General features: G+C 72.1%; 23 protein-coding genes. 9 read left to right on the forward strand and 14 right to left on the reverse strand.

Annotation, left to right across the window (positions count from 1 at the left end):
• Positions 1-276: 276 nt before the first annotated feature.
• Positions 277-1,353, reverse strand: a complete 1,077-nt coding sequence (locus O7605_RS23340) for a hypothetical protein (protein WP_269741136.1) — start codon at positions 1,351-1,353, stop codon at positions 277-279.
• Between the two features lie 551 nt (positions 1,354-1,904).
• On the opposite strand from O7605_RS23340, the gene O7605_RS23345 reads away from it, so the two are divergent.
• Complete coding sequence (locus tag O7605_RS23345; protein ID WP_269741137.1) at positions 1,905-3,704, forward strand: cellulose binding domain-containing protein; 1,800 nt, start codon at positions 1,905-1,907, stop codon at positions 3,702-3,704.
• Between the two features lie 118 nt (positions 3,705-3,822).
• Here O7605_RS23345 and O7605_RS23350 read toward each other — a convergent pair whose 3' ends face one another.
• Positions 3,823-4,794 (reverse strand): DMT family transporter, encoded by a 972-nt coding sequence (locus O7605_RS23350; protein ID WP_269741138.1) that lies wholly within the window; start codon positions 4,792-4,794, stop codon positions 3,823-3,825.
• Positions 4,795-4,875: 81 nt separating this feature from the next.
• Here O7605_RS23350 and O7605_RS23355 point away from each other — a divergent pair, with 81 nt between their 5' ends.
• Entirely contained in the window at positions 4,876-5,844 is a 969-nt protein-coding gene (locus O7605_RS23355; protein WP_269741139.1) for a LysR family transcriptional regulator, read from the forward strand.
• 47 nt (positions 5,845-5,891) lie between these two features.
• Here O7605_RS23355 and O7605_RS23360 read toward each other — a convergent pair whose 3' ends face one another.
• The 6 genes from O7605_RS23360 to O7605_RS23385 all read right to left on the reverse strand — a co-directional run bounded on the left by O7605_RS23360 (position 5,892) and on the right by O7605_RS23385 (position 10,022).
• Entirely contained in the window at positions 5,892-6,242 is a 351-nt protein-coding gene (locus O7605_RS23360) for a UBP-type zinc finger domain-containing protein (protein WP_269741140.1), read from the reverse strand.
• A 130-nt stretch (positions 6,243-6,372) separates the two neighbouring features.
• Positions 6,373-6,987, reverse strand: coding sequence for a GNAT family N-acetyltransferase (locus tag O7605_RS23365; RefSeq protein WP_269741141.1), 615 nt, complete (start codon positions 6,985-6,987; stop codon positions 6,373-6,375).
• A 91-nt stretch (positions 6,988-7,078) separates the two neighbouring features.
• Complete coding sequence (locus tag O7605_RS23370; RefSeq protein ID WP_269741142.1) at positions 7,079-7,573, reverse strand: nitroreductase/quinone reductase family protein; 495 nt, start codon at positions 7,571-7,573, stop codon at positions 7,079-7,081.
• Positions 7,574-7,699: 126 nt separating this feature from the next.
• Complete coding sequence (locus O7605_RS23375; RefSeq protein ID WP_269741143.1) at positions 7,700-8,419, reverse strand: GNAT family N-acetyltransferase; 720 nt, start codon at positions 8,417-8,419, stop codon at positions 7,700-7,702.
• A 146-nt stretch (positions 8,420-8,565) separates the two neighbouring features.
• The gene (locus O7605_RS23380) at positions 8,566-9,444 is read right to left on the reverse strand and encodes an RNA polymerase sigma-70 factor (protein WP_269741144.1); all 879 of its coding nucleotides are present in this window, start codon (positions 9,442-9,444) and stop codon (positions 8,566-8,568) included.
• Positions 9,441-10,022 carry a carboxymuconolactone decarboxylase family protein gene (locus O7605_RS23385; RefSeq protein WP_269741145.1) on the reverse strand — a complete coding sequence of 194 codons (582 nt, stop codon included), beginning with the start codon at positions 10,020-10,022 and terminating at the stop codon, positions 9,441-9,443. The genes O7605_RS23380 and O7605_RS23385 overlap by 4 nt, the downstream gene beginning before the upstream one ends.
• Before the next feature lie 123 nt (positions 10,023-10,145).
• Between O7605_RS23385 and argG the strand changes: the two genes are divergently transcribed.
• Together argG and O7605_RS23395 are read left to right on the forward strand one after the other, a co-directional pair.
• The gene (argG, locus tag O7605_RS23390; protein WP_269741146.1) at positions 10,146-11,594 is read left to right on the forward strand and encodes an argininosuccinate synthase; all 1,449 of its coding nucleotides are present in this window, start codon (positions 10,146-10,148) and stop codon (positions 11,592-11,594) included.
• 399 nt (positions 11,595-11,993) lie between these two features.
• Entirely contained in the window at positions 11,994-12,971 is a 978-nt protein-coding gene (locus O7605_RS23395; protein ID WP_269741147.1) for a hypothetical protein, read from the forward strand.
• 26 nt (positions 12,972-12,997) lie between these two features.
• On the opposite strand, the gene O7605_RS23400 is transcribed toward O7605_RS23395, so the two are convergent.
• Genes O7605_RS23400 through O7605_RS23410 form a run of 3 tightly spaced genes read right to left on the reverse strand, consistent with a single transcriptional unit; the run spans position 12,998 to position 14,633 of the window.
• A complete protein-coding gene (locus O7605_RS23400; RefSeq protein WP_269741148.1) occupies positions 12,998-13,990 on the reverse strand; it encodes an NAD(P)-dependent alcohol dehydrogenase in 993 nt (330 codons plus the stop codon).
• The gene (locus tag O7605_RS23405; RefSeq protein WP_269741149.1) at positions 13,987-14,211 is read right to left on the reverse strand and encodes a helix-turn-helix transcriptional regulator; all 225 of its coding nucleotides are present in this window, start codon (positions 14,209-14,211) and stop codon (positions 13,987-13,989) included. Before O7605_RS23405 ends, O7605_RS23400 begins: the two co-directional genes overlap by 4 nt.
• Positions 14,205-14,633, reverse strand: coding sequence for a hypothetical protein (locus O7605_RS23410; protein ID WP_164447264.1), 429 nt, complete (start codon positions 14,631-14,633; stop codon positions 14,205-14,207). The genes O7605_RS23405 and O7605_RS23410 overlap by 7 nt, the downstream gene beginning before the upstream one ends.
• Positions 14,634-14,911: 278 nt before the next feature.
• Between O7605_RS23410 and bla the strand changes: the two genes are divergently transcribed.
• Entirely contained in the window at positions 14,912-15,826 is a 915-nt protein-coding gene (bla, locus tag O7605_RS23415; RefSeq protein ID WP_269741150.1) for a class A beta-lactamase, read from the forward strand.
• 130 nt (positions 15,827-15,956) lie between these two features.
• Here bla and O7605_RS23420 read toward each other — a convergent pair whose 3' ends face one another.
• Together O7605_RS23420 and O7605_RS23425 are read right to left on the reverse strand one after the other, a co-directional pair.
• Positions 15,957-17,084: a hypothetical protein gene (locus O7605_RS23420; protein ID WP_269741151.1), complete on the reverse strand. Its 1,128-nt coding sequence runs from the start codon at positions 17,082-17,084 to the stop codon at positions 15,957-15,959.
• Between the two features lie 85 nt (positions 17,085-17,169).
• Positions 17,170-18,648 carry a glutamate--cysteine ligase gene (locus O7605_RS23425; protein WP_269741152.1) on the reverse strand — a complete coding sequence of 493 codons (1,479 nt, stop codon included), beginning with the start codon at positions 18,646-18,648 and terminating at the stop codon, positions 17,170-17,172.
• Between the two features lie 89 nt (positions 18,649-18,737).
• Here O7605_RS23425 and O7605_RS23430 point away from each other — a divergent pair, with 89 nt between their 5' ends.
• The gene (locus O7605_RS23430) at positions 18,738-19,082 is read left to right on the forward strand and encodes a DUF3817 domain-containing protein (RefSeq protein WP_269741153.1); all 345 of its coding nucleotides are present in this window, start codon (positions 18,738-18,740) and stop codon (positions 19,080-19,082) included.
• 63 nt (positions 19,083-19,145) lie between these two features.
• Here O7605_RS23430 and O7605_RS23435 read toward each other — a convergent pair whose 3' ends face one another.
• Positions 19,146-19,685, reverse strand: coding sequence for a hypothetical protein (locus tag O7605_RS23435; protein ID WP_269741154.1), 540 nt, complete (start codon positions 19,683-19,685; stop codon positions 19,146-19,148).
• A gap of 147 nt (positions 19,686-19,832) precedes the next feature.
• Between O7605_RS23435 and O7605_RS23440 the strand changes: the two genes are divergently transcribed.
• The 3 genes from O7605_RS23440 (at position 19,833) to O7605_RS23450 (ending at position 23,653) form a co-directional block, all read left to right on the forward strand.
• The gene (locus O7605_RS23440; protein ID WP_269741155.1) at positions 19,833-20,951 is read left to right on the forward strand and encodes a baeRF2 domain-containing protein; all 1,119 of its coding nucleotides are present in this window, start codon (positions 19,833-19,835) and stop codon (positions 20,949-20,951) included.
• Positions 20,944-22,152 (forward strand): thiamine pyrophosphate-binding protein, encoded by a 1,209-nt coding sequence (locus O7605_RS23445; RefSeq protein WP_269741156.1) that lies wholly within the window; start codon positions 20,944-20,946, stop codon positions 22,150-22,152. Before O7605_RS23440 ends, O7605_RS23445 begins: the two co-directional genes overlap by 8 nt.
• A 130-nt stretch (positions 22,153-22,282) precedes the next feature.
• Positions 22,283-23,653, forward strand: a complete 1,371-nt coding sequence (locus O7605_RS23450; protein ID WP_269742727.1) for a hypothetical protein — start codon at positions 22,283-22,285, stop codon at positions 23,651-23,653.
• The last annotated feature ends 29 nt before the right edge of the window (positions 23,654-23,682 follow it).

Here is a 23,682-nt window from a genome sequence, read left to right on the forward strand (position 1 = left end):
CCCGGCACCCGCCGGAGCAACCCGCCTGGCCACACTGGTTGGCCTCACCCGCTGAACGTTTCCGGTCGAGCTGACCTTCCGATCTGTGGCAGTCGAGGTGGTCGACACGCCGGGCAGGAGACACCTTTAATGCCACGGATACCTCGCTTCACCGACGGGGTCCCGGCGTCCTGCTGGCCACCGGGGACGGCGTCACGGTGCAACGCGACCGCATCGAGCTACCGGTCGAGACGGCAGCGATAGTGGCGCTCTGAGCCGGGATCCGGTGGCCGCCGGCTACCAGAAGCGCCACCGGGTGGGATCCTCGTGGCCCTTCACCAGCCGGATCGAGGCGGCCAGCTTGAGGGCGTCGTCCCGATTCCCGATCGCGGCAGTAGCGGCTGGGGGGATGACCAGCTCCGCGACACACTCGGCGCACCCACCGGGAAGCTGCGCCACCCGGTAGATGCCTACGGTGCCGCCGCTGCGCGATTCCCGTGCGGTGGCCCGCCGGCCCGACACGGTGACGTCGTCGCTGTGTGCGGCGCTGCCCATGCTATCCGTGTCGATACCGAGCGTGATGACAGGCCCCGGGTAATCGTGGTCGTTCTCGACCGGAGCCACCAGGTAGTCGGCGGAGGCGACGACAGGTCCGTCCGCCTCCCAACGCAGGTACGTACTTTTCCGCACGGCACCGTCGGGCAGGCCGTCCACCTGGAACGGCAGGGCTCGTGGCCGGGTCTCCCAGCGAACGCCCTCGGCCACCTGACGGGCCATCTCGTCGCGACGCTCGGGAGTGCTCGCCGTGCTCAGCATCATCCGGATCCACGCGTCGGGCGCGTACTCCCAGGCCAGCACCCGATTCTGGTCTGACAGGGCCTGGACGGCGGGACGACCGCGCACCGGTTCGACGCGCTCTCTGGGAATGACGGCAGCGCCCGAGTCTTCGTCGTACGGAACGAAGCTGTGGACGTCCGCGCCCCGTGTTGCCATCAGGATCTCCACCTGCCAGGCAAAGTCCGACGAGAGGTGGTCCCCCCTGCTGGGCGAGGCGTCAGTCAGTGCGCCGGAGATCTCAAGTTTGTGCAGGTCGGGCCTGATGGTGTAGCTGGCGGTGCGGACGGGGCCGGGCAGATCGCCGAGGCGGAGCAACTGCCGGCCGAGGTCGAATTCGACGGGTGCTGAGGCGGTCAGGCCGCCGGAGGTGTCGCCCGTCTCCGGTGCCCGTCGGGTGGCCCAGACGGTCAGACCCGCCACCACCGCGACCACGATCACCATCCCGAGGATGAGGACCCGGCGACTGCGCACGCTGGCCGGAGGATCCTCGGCGCCGGAGGCACCTGATGCGCCGCCCGGCTCGTGCGAATCACTCACCATGGACTCCTCCCCGAGCCGGCGCGCCGTGCCGCAGCGCGACCGGGGCAGTCTACGACCGGCCCCTTCCTCGCCGCTGCTCGTGACCGGACCACCAGATCGTGGTGGAGGCCGGCCCTCACGTTCCCGAGCCGGCCTCCACCACTTCCGTGACTGTGGCAGCGGAACTGTTCGACACGCCGCGCTCGGAACACCTGCACTGCCACGGTCGGCATCGGGCACGGGACACAACAGTGCGATGCAGGTGCTACAACTCCGTTGTCAGGTCGGTTCACAAAGGGTCACGGTTCATCGACAGGGCGCGGGCGGCAAACGATTGCAGTGCCTCGGGACGCACTGGCAAGATGGCTGTCGATGCGTCGCGTGGGAGTGGCAGCGATGATGACCTGAGCCGAGGGCAACGGCCGGGCATCGGATGTTCCTGATCGACTTGTAGCTGGGGGCGACGGCAGGCGGCCGGTCGGCTGCCCGTCCGGCCGCTCGGGCTGACCCCTGCCAGCTGCGCCGAAACGCCGCCACCTGCGTCGCAGCGGCGGTAGAGAGGAAGCCCGATGAGGCTTGCCCATCCTGACACCGTCCCACCGTCCCGCCGCCGGAAAGCTGTCGCGGTCGCCGTGCTCGCCGCGACGACCTCGCTGGTCACCGTGGCGGGAATCCTGACCGCGCCACCTTCGCTGGCCGCGACCCCCGACATCACGGTCAACACCTCGTCGAGCTACCAGACGATCGACGGGTTCGGCGCCGCGACGCCGATCTTCGGTGGTTCCGGTGACCCGTGGACGACGAGCGAAACCCAGACCCTCGTCGGTACGGGGCCGGGACAGCTCGGTCTGTCGATCGTACGGACCGTGGTGTCGCCCGTGACGAGCGAATGGGGTCTGTACGCGGCCAGCCTGCAGACGGCGAAGTCCTACGGATCCGACGTCAAGATCCTCGCCTCGCCGTGGACCGCGCCGGCCCACTTCAAGACGAACAACAGCAGGGTCAACGGCGGCAAGCTGAGGACCGACTACTACGACGACTATGCCGAGCACCTGAACAGCTACGTGCAGTTCATGAAGGGCCGAGGCGTCACCGTCGACGTGACCTCGGTCCAGAACGAGCCGGACTGGCACCCCGACTACGACTCGATGGACTGGACCGGCACCGAGATGCGGAACTTCGTCCGCGACCACGGTGCCCGGGTCAGGGACACCCAGCTCATGGTCGGCGAGTCCCTGCGGTTCGCGCGCCAGTACTCCGACCCCACCCTGCAGGACGCGACCGCGCGCAACAACATCGGATACGTCGGCGGCCACCTGTACGACGCCGAGAACAGCGGAAACCTGTCGCCGTACCCGCTGGCCGCGCAGTACGGCAAGAACCAGTGGATGACCGAGTGGAACCTGCACGCCGCCGACGGAAACGGCGCGAACATCTGGGGAGACCCCGGCAACACGGCCGTCTGGAACGAGACCCTCGACGACATCATGCGGACCGTGCACCGGTCGATGGAGGCGAACTGGAGCGCCTACATCTGGTGGTACGGCCGCCGCTTCTACTCCTTCATCGGTGACGGCGACGCGCAGTACGGCACCACCAAGGGGGCGGTCCTCAAGCGCGGCCAGGCGTTCTCCCAGTACGCCAAGTACGTCCGTCCCGGTGACCGCCGGGTGGGCGTGTCGAAGAGTTCGCGGACCTCCGGGCTGGAGGTCACCGCCTACCGTGGCCGGGGCAAGGTCGTGCTGGTGCTGCTCAACCGGTCGAACAACACGGTCAACGACGCGGTCGTCCAGGTGCCGCAGAACATCTCGGCGGCCGAGTACACCGTCACCTCGCGGACCTCGGGCGCCCAGTCACAGGCGGTGAACGTCAGTGGGGGCCAGGCGACCGTGAACGTGCCCGCCCGGAGCATCTCCACGATCGTCCTGACCGAGGGGACCGCCTCTCCGACGCCGACGGCCACTCCGACGCCCACGCCTACGGTCAGCCCGACCCCGACCCCGACCCCGACCCCGACCCCGACGCCCACCCCGACTCCGACCACCGGACCGCCCACGGGGACGTGTCGGGTGACCAACGCGGTCAACGCGTGGAACAACGGCCTGGTGGACAACATCACCATCACCAACACCGGTACGAGCGCCGTCAACGGCTGGTCGCTGAAATTCACTCTCGCTCCCGGTCAGACGATCACCTCAGGATGGGGTGCCACGTACGCACCGACCAGCGGCCAGGTGACCGCGACGAACGTCAGCTACAACCCCTCGATACCGCCGGGAGCCTCCGTCACCATCGGCTTCCAGGCCACGCACAGCGGCAACGACGCCCCACCCACCGGCTTCACCCTCAATGGCGCCGCCTGTAGCTGAGCAGCGCCTTTCCCGTCGAAGCGGTGCACGCCGGCCCGGCCGGCGTGCACCGCCCGACCGCTGGTTGCCCGCCCGCGACGCGAGGCGCCACTCGGCGACAGTGGCAGGTCCAATCCGGTCAGCGGCGCGTCGCGAAGACCACACCGGTCAGGCAGAGCGCGCCGCCCAGCAGGGCCAGCGGTGCCGGCACCTCGCCCAGCAGCGTCCAGGACAGCAGGACGGTGACCGGCGGGACCAGGTAGGTGGCGGCGGTGGTGCGCCCCGCCGTCCAGCGAGACAACACGTAACCCCAGGTGAGGAAACCGATAGCGGTCGGGAACACGCCCAGGAACAGCACACCGACGGTGGCCGCTGGCGGGGCTGCCGCGAGTTCCGCCAGCAGCGTCGGGGCGAACGGCAGCAGGGCCGCCGTCCCGGCCAGCGCGCCGAGCCAGGTCATCGTCGGCGCGGCCATCCGCGCCAGGAGACGCTTCTGCAGCAGTACGGCGAAGGCGTACAGCAGGGCGGAGAGCACCGCCAGCGCGACGCCGACCTTGTCGGCGTGCCCGGTGAAACCACTGGCCGCGATCAGGGCCACGCCCACGAAGGCGACCGCCACCCCGACACCGAGCCGGCGGGTGAGCCGCTCGCCCAGGACGAGGACCGCGGCCACCGCGACCAGGATCGGCGCGACCGCCACCAGCAGTGCCGCCGTCCCGGCGTCGACCAGCCGCTCGGCGGCGTTGAGCGCCACGTTGTACCCGCCGAACCAGGCCACGCCCCACAGCGCGACGAGTCCCAGCACCCCACCCCGGGGCAGGGTGCCCGGGCGGGTCCCCACGTGCGGCGTGCGGGCGCGCCGGCGGCCGGCGGTGACCGCGACGAACACGCTCAGCGCGGCCGACGCCGCCACCATGCGGCCCAGGGCCATCGCACCGGGGGAGTAGTCGTGCCCGGCGAACCGGATGCCCACGAACGCCGAGGCCCAGAGCAGGATCGTGGTCCCGGCCGCGGCGACGATCGGCCAGGACCGGGGCCGGTCCTCCGGCCAGGTGTACGCGGGCACGGCTCGGATCGGGGCGGCGGGCTCGGTCATCGACGGGCTGCTCATGGGATGATTCTCGGCCGCCCGACGATTCAGCACCAGCGACTGTTTCTTCACAACGATTAAGTCGCGCTTTATCGTTGGGTGGTGCTTGACGTTCACCGCCTCCGGGTCTTCCGTTCCGTCGTGGCGTCCGGGTCCGTCCAGGCCGCCGCCACCAACCTCGGCTACACCCCCTCCGCCGTCAGTCAGCACCTCAGCGCACTGCAACGCGAGACGGGCCTCACCCTCCTCGCCAAGGCGGGGCGAGGGTTGCGGCCCACGGCCGCGGGGCACGCCCTCGCTGCCGAGGCCGACCGGGTGCTCGCCCGGGTCGGTGCGGCCGAGTCGCTCATCGCGGATCTGCGCACCGGCCGCACCGGCACCCTGTCCATCGCGTACTTCGCGTCGGTGGGCGCGGCGTGGATGCCGCACGTGGTGCGGTCCGTCCTCACCGGTTTCCCCGGCGTACGGCTCGACCTGCAACTGCGCGAACACATCCCGGACAGCCGGGAGGAGCGCGCCGACGTGCAGGTGGTCGTGGCGGGTGGCGGCTTCGACCCCGGGCCGGGCTTCACCGCCCATCACCTTCTCGACGATCCGTACGTCGCGGTGGTGCCGGTCGGGCACCGCCTCGCCGACCGGACGGAGACCGACCTGGTCGACCTCGCCGACGAACGCTGGGTCGACAACGACTTCGCGCGGGGCTGGTGCCGCGCCAACCTTCTCGAAGCCTGCACCGCCGCTGGTTTCCGCCCGGCCTTCCGGGTCGAGGCGCACGACTACCGGACCGCGCTGGCCTTCGTCGCCGCCGGCATCGGCCTCACGGTGCTCCCCGCGCTCGGCGCGGCACACCTGCCCGAGGGGGTGACCTGCGTGCGGCTGCTCCGCCCGACGCCGACCCGGTCGATCCACGTGGTGGTGCACGACGCCGTCGAGCACACCCCGGCGGCCAGGACGGCGGTCGCCGCCCTGCGCGACGCCGCCCACTCCGCCCGACCGCTCGGTGCTGATCATGCACTTGTCGGGCCTGACGGGCGGGGTGATTCCGGCTTCCCCGGTGCCGGAACCGCATGACCTCGTCGAGTTCAGGCGAGGGTGCGGCGATGCTCCGCGGCCAGGGTCTAGCGGTGCAGGTGGCGCTTCCAGTCGGCCGGCACCCGGTCGGCCGGGGCCGGTGCGCCCTGCTCCGGGGGACGGTGCGCCGGTGCCACCAGCGGCGGACCCTGCTCGTACAGCACCTGCTGGTCGTAGTCCCAGAACCACTCCTCGCCCGGCTCGAAGCTGCGGACGAACCGGTGCCCGGTCGCGGCGTGGTGGGCGCTGGCGTGCTGGCTGGGCGAGGAGTCACAGCATCCGACGTGACCGCACTGGCCGCACCGCCGGAGATGGAACCACCAGCCCGGCGGGTCGGCCGCCATGCAGTCGGCGCAGCCCGGGCCGCTCGGCGGCACCTCGGGGTCGATGCCTTCCATGGCGTGTCCTCTCCGTCATGCGGTCCGCCCGGCGGCGAGCACCGCGCGCCAGCAGCCGGCAACTCTACCCCCGGCCCGTCCGGGCGGGTCACGCCCTGGTTCCGCGCCGCACGGTCCCCGGTCGGGCGGCTCATTCGGGTCGGGTGGCCTGCCACTCCTCGCGGGTGATCGCGTACTCGACCTCGCCCTGTTCCGTCCCGGGCAGCGGATCGTCCCAGGACGGGAAGAAGGTGCGGATGTGGCGCAGGCCGACGGCCGCCATCACCCGGCGGGATCCGGTGTTCACGGTCATGGTCTGCGCGATGACCCGACGCTGGCCGACCGTGTCGAAGGCGTGCCGCAGCAGTTCCCGGCTGGCCTCGCTGGCCAGACCCTTGCCCCAGTGCCGGCGCGGCAGGCGGTAGCCGAGATCGCTGACCGTCGGGTCGTCCGGCTGGTCGGGGCCGTGTGCCGGCGGAAGCATCATCAGCCCGACGAACTCGCCGTCGTCCTCGGTCGTCGGCGGCGTCGAACCGTGCGCCCCGCCGTCGGTGCCGAACGCCATCCAGTAGCCCAGGCCGTCCACCTTGTCGGCCAGCGCCATCCGGTTAGCGTGCGACCCGACCACCTCGTCCCTGGTGCGGGCCCGGCCGTGGAGGTAACGCAACACCTCCGGGTCGGAGTCCAGCTCGACCTCCAGGTCGAGGTGCCGGTCGGCGAGCGGGACCAGCAGCAGACGATCGGTACGCAGAATCGGTTGCGGCATCGGGCCACGATCGCACGACCCGGCACCGCACGACGCGGGATTTTCGCCTCGCCCCGGGCAGCGGCGCGGCCCGGATGCCGGCCCGGCCGGTTCAGCTGTCCGATCGGGGCAGTATCCGGAACACCGGGTATTCGGCGGCGATTCGCGCGAACTCCGCGAGCGGCGCCCCCCGGTGGACCGGCAGGTGCGGCCTCGCGCCCGGGGCCTTCTCCAGATAGTGACGCAGGATCGGCGCCCGCCGCTCGACCGGCTCCTCCACCAGCAGCACCGGTCGGCGGCGGCCGTGTCGCAGCACCGCCCGCCCGGCGGCGGCCCGTACGTTCCGTACCCAGTTCGCCTGCTCGCCGAGCATCGACACCAGGTACCGCCGGCCGTCGTGGTCGACGGTGACCACGGGGAACGACACCGTCCGACCGCTACGCCGCCCCGCCACCTCCAGGGTGACCCAGTTGCCGGGGGCGAGGAAGCCCGCCGAGAACTGCCACGCCGAGACGCGGTTCATCGACCGGGCCAACCAGTTCGGCCTGCCGCTGCGGTACATCCACCGCTTGAACCGGTGGAGCGGTCGGTCGCTGACCTGTTCCATGATGGGTCCTTCCCGGCGTCGCGTCCCTCGCGTCGACGGTAGGGCGGTGGCTGTCGGTTGCTCAGGGGCGGAAGTCCCGAGACGGCGGACGTCAGCCGGCCCGACTGATCGCGAGGTGGGACCGAGTCACCTGCCGTCGACGCGGACGCTGAGCTGGGCGCCGAGTTCGCGGAAACCGAGCGCCCGCGCCACCCGACGGGAGGCTGCCGGTCGAGCCCGCCACTGGGGCAACAACCCCTGGGCCAGGCCGTCTGCGGTCGCCGCAGCGGCGACGGTGCGGGCGAAGCCGCGTCCACGCCGGCTCGGCGCGGTCAGCACGCTCAGGTGGGCCACCCGTCCCGGCCAGTGCCGGTAGCCGGCCGCCGCGACGATGGCGGTTCCGACCCGGAGGACGTACGCGGTAGAGGTGATGTCGACCAGCCCGCACTCCGCCGCGTCCTCGGCCGGCACCGACGCCAGGAAGTCGACAAGATCAGGGTGGTCGACGGGTAGTCGTTCCGTCGCCTCCCGCCGGTGCGGCCGGTAGCTGTGCTCGTCGCAGTAGGCCAGGGTGGCCGGACCCAGCACCTGTGCGACGGGTAGCACGGCGGACAGCCGGTCGGGGTCGGTCAGCGCCTCGACCGGGAGGGTGTGGCAGGCGTGCGTCACCATGCCCACCAGGTCGTCCGTCGGTACCGTACAGATCGCGGCGTCACCCAGGGCGACGACGCCGAGCCAGCCCGGCGGACACATCGACGAGTTCGCTGAGGCGGCCACCGCGACGTGCCGGGCGGGGAAGCTGATCGGCGAGCCGGCCAGCCCGGTCCACACCTGCCGGGCCTGCGCCAGCAGCGGGTCGACATCCATGTCAGCAGCCTGCTGCCCGATCGTCAGCGTCGGCCACTGATATTCCCTTCGGCGGGGCCGACCTGTCCGGCCGCGCGACCCGTCCGCCCCCGCCGGGAACCGGCTCAGCGGCCAGCCGTCGAGCCGGTACGCCGGATGCGACGCGCTCAGCGGGTGAGGTGCGTCCGCCGGTCGAGGTGGGCGAGCTTGTGCGGGTTGAGCACCGAGTAGAGCCGGCTGATCCGGCCGTCGACGATGAGCAGGTTGACGACCGCGAACAGTCTGCCGTCGAGATCGAACCGGACCGCGACGGCGCCGTTTATCCACATCGGCGTGACCTGGTAATCGAGGCCCATCTCGGTCAGCTTGGCCAGCAGCGGGGCCACCCGCCGGGCGCTCTCGACGGGGCGGCGGGCCGCGGGGGCGAGGCCACCGCTGTCGGCGACCACGATCACGTCGGGTGCCAGCACGTCGAGCAGTTCCCGCAGGTCACCGCCGCGCACCGCAGCCAGGAAGCGGTCCACGACGGCCTCCTGCTCGGCGCGGCTGACCCGTACCCGGGGGCGCCGCGCCGCCACGTGTTCCCGGGCGCGGTGGGCGATCTGGCGGACCGCCGCCGGTGTCCTGCCGACGGCTGCGGCGATCTCGTCGTACGGGGTGTCGAACACCTCGCGCAGCACGAACACGACCCGTTCGGTGTGGCCCAGCGTCTCCAGCACGGTGAGCATGGCGAACGACACGCTCTCCGCGAGTTCCACGTCCTCGGCCACATCGGGGCTGGTCAACAGCGGTTCGGGAAGCCACTGCCCGGTGTACTCCTCGCGCCGTCGGGCCAGCGTACGTAGCCGGTTGAGGGCCTGGCGGGTGACGATCCGCACCAGGTAGGAGCGCGGGTTGCGGACCTCGGCCCGGACCTCGGTGTCGAGGTCCGCCCACCGCAGCCAGGTCTCCTGCACGACGTCCTCGGCGTCGGCGGCGGAACCGAGCATCTCGTACGCGACGGTGAAGAGCAGGCTGCGGTGCGCGACGAAGGGGTCGCCGGTCATGCCCGCGAGGTTACGTGGCTCGGCTGGGCCAGGGGCGGTAGGCCACATGCCGCCGCCATGCCCTGCGCCTCGATGCCGAGCGCGACGTTCATCCGCGCGGCCAGGTTCGCGGCGGCGACGAACGCGGTGAGTTCGACAAGCGCCGGGGCCCCGAGTTGGGTGAGCAGTCGGGTGGAAAGGTCGTCGGTGACCGTCGGTGGGGTCTGCGACATCGCCTCCGCATACGCCAGGACGTCGCGTTCCAGCGAGGTGAAGACCTCCGATTCGCGCCACCGGGGCACCTCGCGGGCCTTGGTCAGGTCGAGCCCTTCGTGGTGCGCCTGGAAGTAGCCCAGGTCGAGGCAGAAGGAGCAGCCGATCAGGGAGACGGCCGCCATGTGGGCGTACGACTTGAGATCCTGGTCGCAGGCGTTCCACCGGCCGGCCGCCCGGCCCATGCCCATGCTGGTGCGCAGCACCCGCCGGTTGTGCCACATGACTCCGAGCGCGTCGGGTACCACGCCGAACTTCTTCCTGATGATCCGCTTGAGCAGCGCGCCGTGTACGCCGGTGAGTTCCGCCGCGGGAATGCGGGCCATGTCTCCTCCTCGCCTGTCGGTCCTGCCCATCCAGACACCGGCCGGCGAGGCGCTGTGACAGCCCGGCCGGAAACACCGACCAAGCGTTTGCATGACCATACGCCATGGTGCATACTTTTCCTTGTGTCCAAGGTCCTGACCTCCCTGCCCACCGGTGAACGTGTCGGCATCGCCTTCTCCGGCGGCCTCGACACCTCCGTCGCGGTCGCGTGGATGCGCGACAAGGGCGCCATTCCGTGCGCCTACACCGCCGACATCGGCCAGTACGACGAACCCGACATCGCCTCGGTGCCCGACCGGGCACTCAGCTACGGCGCCGAGGTCGCCCGGCTCGTCGACTGCCGCGCGGCCCTGGTGGAGGAGGGCCTTGCCGCGCTGACCTGCGGCGCCTTCCACATCCGCTCGGGCGGGCGGGCCTACTTCAACACCACGCCGCTGGGGCGCGCCGTCACCGGCACGCTGCTGGTGCGGGCGATGATCTCCGACGACGTGCAGATCTGGGGCGACGGCTCGACCTTCAAGGGCAACGACATCGAGCGGTTCTACCGCTACGGCCTGCTCGCCAACCCGCAGCTGCGCATCTACAAGCCGTGGCTGGACACCGACTTCGTCGGCGATCTGGGCGGTCGCAAGGAGATGTCGGAGTGGCTGCTGGCCCGGAACCTGCCGTACCGGGACAGCACCGAGAAGGCGTACTCCACCGACGCCAACATCTGGGGTGCCACGCACGAGGCGAAGACCCTCGAACACCTCGACACCGGCATCGAGACGGTCAACCCGATCATGGGCGTCCGGTTCTGGGATCCGTCGGTGGAGATCCCCACCGAGGACGTGACGATCGGCTTCGACCAGGGCCGGCCGGTGACCATCAACGGCAAGGAGTTCGGCAGCGCGGTCGACCTGGTGCTGGAGGCCAACGCCATCGGCGGCCGGCACGGACTCGGCATGTCCGACCAGATCGAGAACCGGATCATCGAGGCCAAGAGCCGGGGCATCTACGAGGCCCCCGGCATGGCGCTGCTGCACACCGCGTACGAGCGGCTGGTCAACGCCATCCACAACGAGGACACCCTGGCCAACTACCACAACGAGGGCCGTCGGCTGGGCCGGCTGATGTACGAGGGCCGGTGGCTGGACCCGCAGGCGCTGATGCTGCGTGAGTCGCTGCAGCGCTGGGTCGGCACGGCCGTCACCGGTGAGGTGACGCTGCGGCTGCGTCGGGGCGAGGACTACTCGATCCTGGACACCACCGGCCCGGCCTTCAGCTACCACCCGGACAAGTTGTCGATGGAGCGCACGACGGACTCCGCCTTCGGCCCGGCCGACCGCATCGGCCAGCTCACCATGCGCAACCTCGACATCGCCGACTCCCGGGCCAAGCTGGAGCAGTACGCGCACCTGGGCATGGTCGGCGGCGCTCCGCAGCGGGTGGTCGGTGCCGCCCAGGCGGCCTCGACCGGGCTGATCGGCGCGATGCCGGAAGGTGGCGCGGAGGCCATCGCCTCCCGGGGGGTGCCGTCGGCGGAGGACGAGGCGCTCGACCGCGCCGCCATGGAGTTCGGCGTGGACTGACCGGCCGGCTCCGGCCAGGCTCGCCGTTCGCCACCCACGGTCACCCCCGCCGGCGGCGGACGGTGCCGTCTCCGGCCTGCCGATCCGCGATCGGGCGGGCGGTATCGCCGGTCGGTCGCGCTGGGCACGGTGGCACTGGGCGTTGCGACCCGTACGAACTGTGGACGGTGTGGCAGGCGGGCGGCTGACCATCGCGCCCGCTCTGACCGGCGCGTGTCGCCCCACCTGCGGCCTTGGAGTCACTCGAACTGTCGTGGGCGGCGTGTGGACATCGATCGATGGCCGATCGACCGAGGCGACCTGCTCGGATGTTCGATCTACTTTGCGTAATCGACCGATCGCGCACCGTTCGCGGTTTGACGGTGTCGTCGGTCCGTCATCGCTGCCGAGGAGGAACCGTTGAGGTATCCCACCCGCCTGCCCGCCGCCGTGACGGCGACCGTGCTCGTCGCGTCCGCGCTGACCGTCCTGCCCGCCGCTGCCTCCGCCGCCCCGGCCGCGTACGCCTATCGCGCTGTCGACCTGGGCACCCTGGGCGGTGCCGCCAGCGCCGCCACCGCGACGAACGACCGAGGCGCGGTCGTCGGCTGGAGCATGACGGCCGACGGCACCCGGCACGCGTTCGTCTGGCGCAACGGGGTGATGACCGACCTCGGGGTGTTGCCGGGGCACGTGGAGTCCATCGCCGTCGACGTCAACGAGCGCGGCGAGGTGGTCGGCACCTCGACCGGCCCTGAGCTGATCACCCGGGCCGTGCTCTGGCGAAATGGCCAGATGATCGACCTGGGTACCCTCGGCGGCGACTACAGCGAGGCGGTCGCCGTCAACGACCGGGGGCAGGTGCTCGGCCTGAGCAACCCGGCCACCGACATCCCGCACCGTGTCGTGTGGCAGGACGGTGCGATCACCGACCTGGGCCGGCAGGACTTCTACGAGCTGACCACCGGGTTCAACAACCGGGGCGACGTGGTGGGCACCTTCAACGTCCCGCCGTACGACTACCCGTGCACCTGTGTGGGTGGCCGGTTGCGGGACGGCGTCCTCACCCCTGTCGGCGACCAGGCGACGGCGATCAACAACCTCGGCGACGTGGTCGGCATCGACGGCGGCCGGGCCTTCCGCTGGCGCGCCGGGGTGCTGACCGACCTGGGCACCTTGGGCGGCGCGACGAGCCGGGCGACCGCCGTGAACGACCTGGGGGTGGTCCTCGGCAGCGCCGACACCGCCCCCGGTGCCCGACGACCCGTCCTGTGGTGGGCCGGGCGCACCGTCGACCTGACCGCCCACGGGCTGAGTGCCACGGACGTGGTCAATGACCTGGACATCCGGAGCCGCCTGGTGGGGAGCCGGGCCGGGCGCGCCACGCTTTTCCGGTAGCGTGCCGGCCGAGCGGCGGTGACCGCCTATGTTTCCGGCGCAGAGACGGTGATGACGAGCTTGCCGGCCGGATGACCGTCGGTGAAGTGGTGCAGCGCGTCCGCCGTCTCCGCGAGCGGGTAGCTGCGGTCGACCTGTGGGTCGAGGGCGCCGGACTCGGCGAGGTCGCGCAACTCGTCGAGGTCCTCGACGCGCTCACCAGCGCTGACGGCGCGCAGCCGGTGGCCGACGACCATGGACAACAGCGGCGCGCCGAACATCTGCCGGCCGTAGCCGCCGAGCAGCGCACCCCGGGTCCAGTCGCCGCCGACCAGGGCCAGCGTCCCGCGCGGGGAGAGCGCGCGGCGCAGCAGCGACAGCGGACGGTTGCCGCCGGTGTCGATGACCACGTCGTACACCGGGCCGTCCCGGTCGATCTCCTCGCTGGTGTAGTCGAGGACGTCGTCGGCGCCGAGGGAGCGGACGAAGTCGGTCTTCGTCGGGTGGCAGACCCCGGTGACCGTCGCCCCGTAGGCCTTGGCGATCTGCACGGCCTGGGAACCGACACCGCCGGAGGCGCCGATGACCAGCACCCGGTGACCCGGTCGCACCTGGCCGGTGTCGCGGACCGCGCGCAGGGCGGTCATCCCGGAGACGGGCACGGCGGCGGCCTGCGCGAATGTCAGGTTCGCCGGCTTGCCGGCCAGCCGCCGCTCGTGGGTGGCCGTGAACTCCGCGTACGACCCGCGCAGCGTGGTGCCGTACACCTCGTCGCCGGGCCGGAAGCGGGTCACCTTGGTGCCGACCTCGACCACCACGCCGGCCACGTCCCGACCGAGTACCGGTACCCGGGGGCGGCGCAGCCCGGCGGCGAGTCGGACCAGGTAGGGGCGGCCGGAAAGGAAGATCAACACCCCCGGGTCGACACCGGCGGCGTGGACCCGCACCAGCACCTCGTGGTCGCCGACGCCGGGTCGGTCGAGGTCGCGGAGTCGAACAGTGGACGGCGGACCGTAGCGGTCGTGCACGATGGCCTTCACGATGCCTCCTCGGGATACTGGAACACCTCGTCGAGCCGTACGCCGAGCACGTGGGCGATCCGGAAGGCCATTTCCAACGAGGGGGAGTAGCGGCCCTGCTCGATGGCGATGACGGTCTGCCGGGTCACGCCGATCCGCTCGGCCAGCGCTGCCTGGGTCATCTCGTCGCGGGCGAACCGCAGCGCCCGGATGTTGTTGGTGACGCGGGTCGATTTCACCACTGCGGCACGCCCCTGCGGTAGACGATCACCTTCGCCAGCGAACCGACCAACGCCGACAGCACGAAGCAGAGGTAGACCACGTTGGCGATCCAGAACCAGTGCCACTGTGCCATCGCCATGAGCATCGCCGACACCGCGCCGATCACCACGAACGCCTGCCCGACGTGGTCGCCCAGCCGCCCGATCTCCCGGTCGCGCACGTCGCTGACCCGCGAGGCACGCGGATTCACCACGCCGAGCCCGATCTCGAGGAGCATGCTGGCGGCGATGGCGCCGCCGACCGTCCAGAGCAGGACGCCGGCGTACGGTGTCGCGGTCAGCCGGCCGTCGTCGACCCGGCTCAGGACCACGGCCACGTAGACGGCGTAGCCGACCACGCTGACCACCAGCATGATCCAGGCCCGCTTCTCCTGATGGGTCATGACGACTCCCCGATGTAAAGAATTCGTGACATCTGAGAGTAAGGTTTTCTAGACATTATGTCCAGGAAGTTTTACATCGCGGGGTCGATGCCGGGTGATCGAGACCTGCCGGGCGTCTTCGTGATCCCGCAGGCACCGTCGAGTTCGCCGCGTCTGATCCGATCCGCCAGCGGTACCGTCGTCGGTGTCTTCGACAGCATGAGACGGCGCTGCGAATCTGGGTGCCGGTTGCCCGGGCGACGTCCGGCCGGCCGGTTGATCGAGGGAAGGACCCAGCCGTGACCAGTACCGACCGCCGTACCCGCGCCGTCGCGCTCGCGCTGACACTCGGCCTGCTCGCCGGCTGCTCCGCCGGCACCCCGTCCACGCCGACACCAACGCCGACGCTGTCCACGCCGAGGGCGTCCGCCGCGCCGGTCACCGTCGACTTCGCGCCGCTGGAACGGGAGTTCGATGCCCGGCTCGGTGTGTACGCGATCGACACCGGCAGCGGCGGCACCGTCGCGCACCGGGCCGACGAGCGCTTCGCGTACGCCTCGACCTTCAAGGCCCTCGCCGCCGGCGCGGTACTCGCCGCGACCTCGGACGCGGAGCTGGACCGGGTCGTCAGCTACTCCCATGACGACCTGGTCGCCTACTCGCCGATCACCGAGCGGCACGTCGACACCGGCCTGTCGCTGCGGGCGATCGCCGACGCGGCGGTGCGCTACAGCGACAACACCGCCGGGAACCTGCTGCTCGAGCAGCTCGGCGGGCCCACGGGCTTCAAGCGGGTGTTGCGCGGGGTCGGCGACGAGGTGACCGAGCCGGTGCGCTGGGAGACCGGGCTCAACGCGTACGTCCCGGGCGAGCGCCGCGACACCAGCACACCCCGGGCCCTGGCCACCACGCTGCGGGCGTACGCGGTCGACGACGCCCTCAGCCCGGCCGACCGGGCCGTGCTCGTGGACTGGCTCACGCGCAACACCACCGGTGACAGGACGATCCGGGCCGGCGTGCCCGAGGGCTGGACGGTGGGTGACAAGACCGGCTCGGCCGACCACGGCACCCGCAACGACATCGCGGTCATCTGGCCGCCGGACCGGGCGCCGATCGTGCTGGCCGTGCTCTCCGACCGGACCGAGCCCGACGCCGAGCGCGACGACGCCCTGCTCGCCCGGGCCGCCGAGCTGACCCTCGACGCGCTGAGCTGAGCCGGCCGCTGCAACCGGGACCGGGCGACGCGCCGGTCGTCCTGGCGACCGGTCCCGGTCGGTGGCTCGGCTCGTGTGTGTCCCGGTTCCGGCCGCGCCGCCCGTCGGCGCGGCCGCAACCGGACGACCGTCAGGGGGTCGGGACCGTGGCGGGACCGGTCAGGTCGAAGTCGGCGGTGACCGGGGTGTGGCCGATCCGCACCGGCTGCGCCTCGGACACCTGCGCGGCGTTGGGGAACCAGCGGCTGGGCACGAAAGCGCAGTCGCACCGCAGCAGCACCCGCTGCCCCGGCAGCAGCCGCAGCGTGTAGTCGGCGCCGACGTCGACCACCCCGGTCACGTCGCCGGTCCGCGCGTGGAAGGCGATCACCTGGGAGTAGTTCGGCATCTCGTCGACGGCGATGGTGCCGCTGACCACGGTGCCGGCGACGAGTGTCTGATCGCTGGTCACGGACGTGCCGGACCGGACCCGTACGGTGTCGGCCTTCCGGCGGTCGGCCACCCCGCCGGACCACTGGCTGGCCAGTCCTGGACCGGTGTAGTACAACGGCCAGCGGTACGGTCCGAGACCGGTGAGCGTGTACCGGCCGTCGTCATCGGTGATGACGCCGTAGTCGCTGTACTTGGGATGCGGAACCACCGGCAGGGGCAGGACGTATCCGAAGTAGACCGGGGTGCCGTCCGCCGCGCGGGTGACCCGGCCGGTGACGCTGCCCGGCGGGTCGAGCCGGACCGTCGGGGCGGTGACCGTCCTGCCCGGACGCACCCGGATCGTCACGCCGCGCTCCCGCTGCCCGGTGCCGCCGTGCCGACCGACCCACTGCATGCCGTACTGCGCGTTGTCGTAGGGCTTGGCGAGCAGGTGATAGCGCCCGGGCGGCACGTTGCTGGCGAGCAGGTCGCCACCGTCGACGCCGGTGCAGCCGCCGTACCGGCCCTCCTGCGCCTCGCCCTGATACACGACGGTGAGCCGGTCGCGGTCGACGGGAACCAGGGACACGCACCCTCGTACGGGGGCCCCGGTGGTCCGGTCGCGCAACGTGGTCCGTACCTCGCCCGCAGTGGTGTCGACGGTGGTCCGACCGGCTTCATGCCGGTGGGACGCGGTGGCGAACGTGGGCGTGGACGGCGCGGCGACGGTGGCGCGCGGGGCGGCGGCGGACTGGGCGAGCCCGGGGCTCGCGGCAGCGGGCAGCGGCAGGCTGACGACGAGCAGGGCGACGGTGAGTGGGACGGCGTGACGTGGTGACCGCGGCATCGGCGGGATCCTCTCCACCCGGCGGACGAAACCCACTCACGGTAGCGACTGTGACGGAGTCGTCACACGTTGTGTCGGGAGGTGGTCAGGGGATCGGCCACTCGTGGACCGGGCGGTTGCTGTGCATCAGCTCCACGTAGTGCCGGACCACCTGACGCAGGGCGTCCGGGCGGTCCAGCTGATCGGTCGACTCCAGCCGGTGCAGCGTCGCCACCTGCCAGGTGGCGCCGTTGCGGCCGGTCAGGCAGCGCTGCTCGATGATGCCGAGCAGCCGGTCCCGCTCGTCCGGCTCGACACCCCACCGGTCCAGACCGTGGTGGGCCAGCGGCAGCAGGCGGCGCAGCACCAGCTCGGCGACCGGCAGGTAGCCCAGGCCGGGCCAGAAGACGTGGGCGTCGATGCCGTGCCGGGCGCAGGTGTTGAAGTTCTCCTCGGCGGCGCTGAACGACATCTGGGACCACAGCGGCCGGTCGGCCTCGGCGAGCGCGCGGACCAGCCCGAAGTAGAACGCCCCGTTGGCGATGGTGTCCAGCACGGTCGGTCCGGCCGGCAGCACCCGGTTCTCCACCCGCAGGTGCGGCCGGCCCCGCAGCACGTCGTAGACCGGCCGGTTCCACCGGTAGATGGTGCCGTTGTGCAGCCGCAACTCGGCCAGGGCCGGCACGCCTCCGGCGGCGAGCGTCTCCGACGGGTCCTCCGGGTCGCAGACCGGCAGCAGCGCCGGGAAGAAGCGCACGTTCTCCTCGAACAGGTCGAACACGGAGGTGATCCAGCGTTCACCGAACCAGACCCGGGGGCGTACGCCCTGGGTCTTGATCTCCTCGGGGCGGGTGTCGGTGGCCTGCTGGAACAGGGGGATGCGGGTCTCCCGCCACAGTTCACGGCCGAAGAACAGCGGTGAGTTCGCGCCGAGCGCCACCTGGATCCCGGCGATGGCCTGGGCGGCGTTCCAGTAGTCGGCGAACTGGGCGGGGCCGACCTGGAGGTGGAACTGGGTGCTGGTGCACGCCGCCTCGGGCGTGATCGTGTCGGCGGTGACCGCCAGCCGCTCGACCCCGTTGATGGCGATCCGCAGGTCCTCGCCCCGGGCCGCGAAGATCTGCTCGTTGAGCAGCGCGTACCGGGGATTGGCCGACAGGGTGGCGGCGGTCAGGTGCTCCGGCAGCACGGTCGGCAGGATCCCGATCATCACCAGCTGGGCGTCGACCGTGCGGGCCCGCTGGTCGGCCGCGTTCAGGGCGGCGCGTACGTGTTCCTCGAACTCGGCGGTGCCGGTGCCGGCCAGCCGCCGTGGTGCGACGTTGATCTCGACGTTGAACTGGCCGAGCTCGGTCTGGAAGCTCGGGTCGGCCACCGCACGCAACACGTCGGCGTTGCGCATCGCTGGCATCGAGTCGGCGTCGACCAGGTTCAGCTCGATCTCCAACCCGGTCATCGGCCGCTCGACGTCGAACCGGGACTCGCGCAGCATCTCGGCGAAGACGTCGAGACAGCGGCGCACCTTGTCCCGGTAGCGAGCCCGATCCTGGCGGCTGAAGGTCTGTACGCCGACTTCCTCGCCCATAGGTCACCACCCTGTCACCGCTGGTACCCCAAACGTCGCACGTCCATGCCACCTACACCCGGCCGGGACCGGTCGGGAAGGTCCGTACCATGGCGGGCGTGCGTGACAAGGTGACCCGACTGTTCGTGGTGGCGGCGATCGCCGAGGCGATCTCCTGGGCCGGGCTGCTGGCCGGGATGGTGGTCAAGTACGGCCCACCCGGCAACGAACTGGGGGTGCAGGTCTTCGGCCCGATCCACGGCGCGCTCTTCGTCGCGTACGGAGTGCTGGTGCTGGCGGTGGCCCGGGTGCACCGGTGGAGCCCGCTGGCCACGCTCGTGGCGCTGGCCTGCGCGGTGCCACCGTTCGCCACCGTCGTCTTCGAGCGTTGGGCGCGGCGGCGGGGGATGCTCGGCTCCGTCGCGCCGGCCCGGGAGCCGGCTCCGGTCGGCTGACGCCGGGCCGGTCGGCCGGTCCCGCCGTCGACGTGCGTCGGCGGCGTCAGCCGGACGGCCGCCTCAGGTCACCGCCGCGCAGGCGGCCACCGTGGCGAGGACCAGTACCCCCAGCACCGCCTGAAGCAGCAGCGGGGGCCCCAGGTGCGACCACATGGTGGCCGTGCGCGGCCGGAGCAACTGCCCCGTGGTGAGGTTGACGATCCGTTCGATCTTCGGCGCCAGGTCGGGATCGCCCTGGTCGCGCAGGGTCAGCTGGACGTGGTCGGCCGGATGCAGCGCACTCTGCGGCAGGTGCCCGTGCAACTCCACCTCGTAGAGCCGGCCGGCGCCGTCGCGGAGGCGGACCGGAGTGACCAGGTACTCAGGGCCCTTCTTCAGCTCCTTGAAGCTGCGCCGGCCGGTGCCGGAACCGGCCGACAGCAGGGCTCGCACCAGCCCGGCCAGCAGACCCGCCACGCCGGCCGCGGCGAGCACCACCACCAGCGCCGGCTGCCCCACCCGCACCTCCCGGGGATAGCCGTCCATCAGGCGCACGATCTGCGCGGTGAGGATCCGCCCGGTGGGGTGCAGACTGCGTCGGGAGTACGATGTCGCGTCCATTCCACCACCCAGAGTTCGCCTACGCCTACAGATCGTATCGATCCTCGGGGTTGAACGACGTGAATGAAAACCGGTCACGCGGTTGCCGGCAGGTGACAAGCACGGCGACGCGGGTAAGCGGTGGGTCGAGCCGGAAAGGGGTCGAGCATGCAGCTGTCCTTCCTGCGCCCGCTGTACCAGCGTCCGGGCCCGTGGTGCTCGGTCTACCTGGACGCCTCCCTGGACACCGAGGACGCGCACGCGGCACTCGATCTGCGCTGGCGTGGTCTGCAACGGCAACTTGCCGAACAGGGGGCGGACGAGCCGACGATCGCCGCGATCGACCGGGTGATCCGGGGACACGATCCGATGCCCGGCGACTACGGGTTGGCCGTGTTCGGCACCCAGGGACAGGTGGTGCTCTCCGAGTACCTGTCCGCCCCGCCCCGTCGGGATCTGGCCGCGTACGCCCCGCTGCCGCACGTGATGCCGTTGCTGGCGCAGCGCGGTGAGCAGGTGGCTTGGGTGCGGGTGCTCGCCGACCGCACCGGCGCCGACGCGATGTCGGTGAGCGCCGGCGGAGTGCCGCGCCGAGCACACGTGACCGGCCGGGAGAGCTACCAGCTGCGCCGGGTCAAGCCCGGCGGCTGGTCCCAGTCGCGCTACCAGCGGGCCGCGATGGAGGCATGGCATCACAACGCCGGTGACGTCACCGCCGCGACCGTCGAACTGGCCGAGCGGGTCGGTGCCGAGGTGGTGGTGGTGGCCGGCGACGTCCGTGCCACCGGGATGATCGCCGCCCAGATGCCGGACCGCTGGCAGGACCTGGTGGTACGCACCGACGCCGGTTCCCGGGCCGGCGGTGCCGACCAGACCCTGCTCGACGACCTGACCGTGCAGACCATCGCCGAGGTGGCCGATCAGCGGGTGCACGCGGCCCTGGACCGCTTCGGCACGCAGGAGGACGTCGGCGCCGGGCTCGACGCCGTGGTGGCCGCGTTGCAGCGCAACCAGGTCGACACGATGCTGATCGTCGACGACCCCTCGGCCGACGGTCAGCTCTGGATCGGCCCGGCGGCCACCGACATCGCCACCGAGCCGGGGCACCTGGCCACGGTCGCCGAACCGGAGCGGGTCCGGGCCGACGCGGCGCTGGTGCGTGCCCTGGTGGGCACCGACGCCGAACTGACCGTGCTCGGCCCCGACGAGGCGCCGGAGCTGGTGGACGGGGTGGGCGCGGTGCTGCGCTACGTCGACCCGGTCACCCCGGGACGGGGCGGTGCCTGACCCGGGCGTCGCTGACGCGGTGGTCGATAGGCTGCGGGCCTGGCGGATTCCGCGCGTCTTCGGCCACCCGCAGGAGGCGGTCGCGGCGGTTGTCGAGGCGCTCGACGCCACCGGTGACGACCCGCAGTTCGTACCCGTCCGCGACGCGGAGGACGCCGCGGTGATGGCGGCCGGGCACGCCCGGTTCACCGGCGAGCCGGGCGTCTGCCTGGCGGCCGGCGGGGTGGCCGCCGCAGGCCTGCTCGCGGGTCTCGACGCCGCCCGGGGCGCCGGCCTGCCGGTGCTCGCCGTCGTCACCGAGCCCGTCGTCACCGAGCCCGTCGTCTCCGCGTCCGAGGCCGCCCGGGTCGTCCACCGACAGCTCGCCGAGGTGTGCCACCGCCTCCGGTACGTCACCGAGCCGGCGCGGGCGCCGGAGCTGGTGGACGAGGCGCTGCGCGCCGCGACGCGCGCCCGCGGTCCGGTGGGCCTGGTCGTGCCGCACCCGGCGCCGCACGGTGCGATGCTGGTCGCGGCGTCGGGCCCCGGCATCGACGTCCGGCTGGTGCTCGACGAACTGTCCAGTCGGCTGCCCCCGAACAGCGTGGTGACCGCCGACGGCACCGGGCCGACGGCCGGGTTCGCCAACCCGGCGGGTTCGCCGGCCGAGGTGGTCATCGGCCCGGCCGGGCTGCCCGGAAGCGCGCTGCCGTATGCCCTCGCGGCGAAAATGGCCGCGCCCGACCGGCCGGTGATCGCTCTGGTCACCGACGACGGGATGCGCTCGCACGGGCTGTCCGAGCTGATCACCATCGCGCGGCGGCGACCGGCCTGGCCCGACCCGCGTCTGGTGGTGCTGGTGCACAACACCCGGTCCGGTCACCCCCGGTGCCTGGACCCGGCCCGGCCGGTCACCGACGACGTCCCGTACGCCGGCTGGGCCCGGTTGCTCGGCCTGCACGGGGTGCGCGTCGACCGGCCGGAGCTGGTCGGCGCGGCCTGGGACGAGGCGCTGAACGCCGACCGCCCGTGCGTGCTGGAGATCGTGACGAACGCCCTGACCTTCGGCTCGTGGAACCGGCCGGGATTCGACAACATCGGGGATTCTGCTGTCCCAGGCGACGGCGGTACAGCAACATCCCCGATGTTGCCGGACGGCGACGGTGCGCCGGCGATGGCGGGCTGGCGCTCTTGGCGGGAAGGGGCAAGATCCGCTGGTTGATGCCGTCCGGTGGGGAGATGCCCTGTTTAACCCGCATCGTGGCGGGAAGCCGGGCCGCGTGGTGAGCGATCGAGGGAAGGTGGGACCGGTGCGCAAGGTGCGCCCGGGACTGACGGCGGCCGGCGCCGGCATGGCCGGTGACCGCGTCGTCGCGGCCGGCAGCACCGCCCGGATCCTGGTCGCGGCCATCGCCCGCGCGCTGAGCGGCAGCGACTGCGCCGACCTCGGGCACGCCGGACCGGTGTCCCGGTTCGCCGGCACGCCCGACCCGGTGCGGCGGGCGGCGGCGATCCGGTCCGCCGGCCGGACCGCCCTGACCGCCGGGCAGGCCGCCGAGGTCGACGCGGGGCGGGTCGCCCGGTGGTTCGTCGACCAGTACCCGCGACGCCGTTATCCGGGGGCGCTGCTGGGCTCCCCGCACGGCGGTGTCGCGCATCTGGCGGTGGCGCTGGGCATGCCCTGGCTGCCCGCCGGCTTCGAGATGATCGCGCACTGGCCGCAGGGCGCGGTGGACCGGCCGCGCGCCGCCCTGGATCACGGGGCGGCGCTCGCCGGCCGGGTGCTCGCCGGCAGTCCCGACCTGCACGTGCGGCAGGTGCACTGCCCGGCCAGCCGGGGTGCGCTGGCCGGAGCGACCGTGGCGTTGACCGGCCGTTGGCGGGCGCTGCCGGCGGCGTACCGCAGCTTCCTGGCCGACCGGCTGGCCCCCGGCGCCCCGGTGCTGATGCTGCGCGACACCCGGACCTGGCCGGTGGTCGACGCCGCCGACGGACACAGCTTCCAGCTCGGCTGCCCGGCCAGCGGGCTCAACCCGGTGGACTTCCATCCCGACAGCCACGCGCTGCGGCAGGTGCTGCGCGCGGCCGGCGGTGACAGCGAACGCTGGGAACCGCCGGAGATCGCCGCCCCGCCGGCCGCCGCCGAGCACGGCGTGGAGTCCGGTTTCGACCGGGGTGTACGGGACTGGGCCGCCCGGCACGGTCATCCGCTGCACCAGATCCTGGTACCCACGCCCGCCGCGCTCAGCGCCGCCACGGCGGACCTGTACCGGCGCTGGCTGCGGGCCGCCGGCAAGACCGGTGACCGCCTGGTGGTGGAGTGCGGGCGGCTGCTCGACCCCTGGCAGGTGCTCCGGGCCGGGCTGGTGCCGTACTGGTGCGAGAACGCCACCCGGCGCAGCGTCGAGCAGGTGGAGTGGTGGTTGGCCGGCAGCGAGTCGTTCACCTCGGTCGACGTGCTGCCGGAGCCGCCCGGCGTACGCTCGCCGGCGCTGGCCGGCCTGCCGCAGTGGCTGGCGGTCGCCGGCTTCGGTCGGCGGCGGCGGGCCCTCGACCGCACCGCGGCGCGCGGCTACCCGGTCACCTCGGTGCCGACCCGCAGAGCCACCGAGGTGCTCCGCGCCCAGCCGTACGACCTGCCCAGTCCGGCGCCGCTGGCCACCGGCGAGGCTCTGGCCGCGCTGCGTGACGGCGGCGGTCACCACGGCCTGCTGATCTGTTGAGACCGGGCTGACGAAACATCCTCGCGAAC

This window comes from Verrucosispora sp. WMMA2121, from assembly GCF_027460185.1.
In the GTDB taxonomy this organism is placed as follows: Bacteria; Actinomycetota; Actinomycetes; order Mycobacteriales; family Micromonosporaceae; genus Micromonospora; species Micromonospora palythoicola.

Bases quoted from the DNA above. Each gene is read 5' to 3' on its own strand.
- O7605_RS23345 (WP_269741137.1), top strand. From the start codon at position 1,905: ATGAGGCTTGCCCATCCTGACACCGTCCCACCGTCCCGCCGCCGGAAA.
- O7605_RS23350 (WP_269741138.1), bottom strand. From the start codon at position 4,794: ATGAGCAGCCCGTCGATGACCGAGCCCGCCGCCCCGATCCGAGCCGTG.
- O7605_RS23360 (WP_269741140.1), bottom strand. From the start codon at position 6,242: ATGGAAGGCATCGACCCCGAGGTGCCGCCGAGCGGCCCGGGCTGCGCC.
- O7605_RS23365 (WP_269741141.1), bottom strand. From the start codon at position 6,987: ATGCCGCAACCGATTCTGCGTACCGATCGTCTGCTGCTGGTCCCGCTC.
- O7605_RS23370 (WP_269741142.1), bottom strand. From the start codon at position 7,573: ATGGAACAGGTCAGCGACCGACCGCTCCACCGGTTCAAGCGGTGGATG.
- O7605_RS23375 (WP_269741143.1), bottom strand. From the start codon at position 8,419: ATGGATGTCGACCCGCTGCTGGCGCAGGCCCGGCAGGTGTGGACCGGG.
- O7605_RS23380 (WP_269741144.1), bottom strand. From the start codon at position 9,444: ATGACCGGCGACCCCTTCGTCGCGCACCGCAGCCTGCTCTTCACCGTC.
- O7605_RS23385 (WP_269741145.1), bottom strand. From the start codon at position 10,022: ATGGCCCGCATTCCCGCGGCGGAACTCACCGGCGTACACGGCGCGCTG.
- O7605_RS23410 (WP_164447264.1), bottom strand. From the start codon at position 14,633: ATGACCCATCAGGAGAAGCGGGCCTGGATCATGCTGGTGGTCAGCGTG.
- O7605_RS23420 (WP_269741151.1), bottom strand. From the start codon at position 17,084: ATGCCGCGGTCACCACGTCACGCCGTCCCACTCACCGTCGCCCTGCTC.
- O7605_RS23425 (WP_269741152.1), bottom strand. From the start codon at position 18,648: ATGGGCGAGGAAGTCGGCGTACAGACCTTCAGCCGCCAGGATCGGGCT.
- O7605_RS23430 (WP_269741153.1), top strand. From the start codon at position 18,738: ATGGCGGGCGTGCGTGACAAGGTGACCCGACTGTTCGTGGTGGCGGCG.
- O7605_RS23435 (WP_269741154.1), bottom strand. From the start codon at position 19,685: ATGGACGCGACATCGTACTCCCGACGCAGTCTGCACCCCACCGGGCGG.
- O7605_RS23440 (WP_269741155.1), top strand. From the start codon at position 19,833: ATGCAGCTGTCCTTCCTGCGCCCGCTGTACCAGCGTCCGGGCCCGTGG.
- O7605_RS23450 (WP_269742727.1), top strand. From the start codon at position 22,283: ATGGCCGGTGACCGCGTCGTCGCGGCCGGCAGCACCGCCCGGATCCTG.